General features: G+C 75.1%; 1 protein-coding gene. It reads right to left on the bottom strand.

The window, feature by feature from the left end:
* Positions 1 to 373: 373 nt before the first annotated feature.
* Positions 374 to 751 (bottom strand): dimethylarginine dimethylaminohydrolase family protein (locus ACFV61_RS35310; protein WP_380496210.1); only part of this gene is annotated, 378 nt, incomplete at its 5' end.

The raw sequence follows: 751 nt of genomic DNA, 5'->3' as shown, positions 1-751 counted from the left end.
GGTCGCGGGGGCGGGGGGGGGGGGTGGGGGGGGGGGGGGGGGGGGGGGGGGGGGGGGGGGGGGGGGGGCGGCGCGCCGCCGCTCACCACCGTCGCCGTCCCGGTGCCGGCCGTCTCCGCCACGGCGGCCGTGGCGGAGAGACCGGCACCCAGGGCGACGGCCACCCCGAGACCGACCGTGAACAGGCGGAGGCGGATGGGGGCGGTGGCCGGACGCTGCGTCATCTCTGGTGCTCCCTTGGCTCGCTTCCCTGGTGGGGAAGGGCTTCCGTCGTGGTGTGGCACCAGTCTGGCCGGGGGCGTTCAACGGCGGATCTACAACCGAGCACCGGTGATCACTGCCGCCCGCTCAGGCCGCCCGTCGAGGCTGCCGTTCAGGCCGCCGCGCGGATCTCCAGGGTGCAGCACTTCACGCTGCCACCGCCCTTGAGCAGCTCGCTGAGGTCCATCCCGATCGGCCGGAATCCGCGCTCGCGCAGCCGCGCGGCCAGGCCGACGGCCGCCTCCGGCAGCACCACGTGCAGGCCGTCGCTCACGGCGTTGAGGCCGAACACCGCCGCATCGGCACCGTCCACCAGCAGGGCGTCGGGGAACAGCCGGCGCAGGACGGCACGGCTGCCGGCCGAGAAGGCCTCCGGGTTGTACATGATCTCGTCACCGTCCAGCACGGCCAGCGCGGTGTCCAGGTGGTAGTAGCGCGGGTCGATCAGCTCCAGGCCGATCACCGGGCGCCCGAAGAACTCCTGGGCCTC

Source organism: Kitasatospora sp. NPDC059817 (genome assembly GCF_042731835.1).
Classification (GTDB): domain Bacteria; phylum Actinomycetota; class Actinomycetes; order Streptomycetales; family Streptomycetaceae; genus Kitasatospora.
This window is presented reverse-complemented; position numbering and strand designations above follow the sequence as displayed.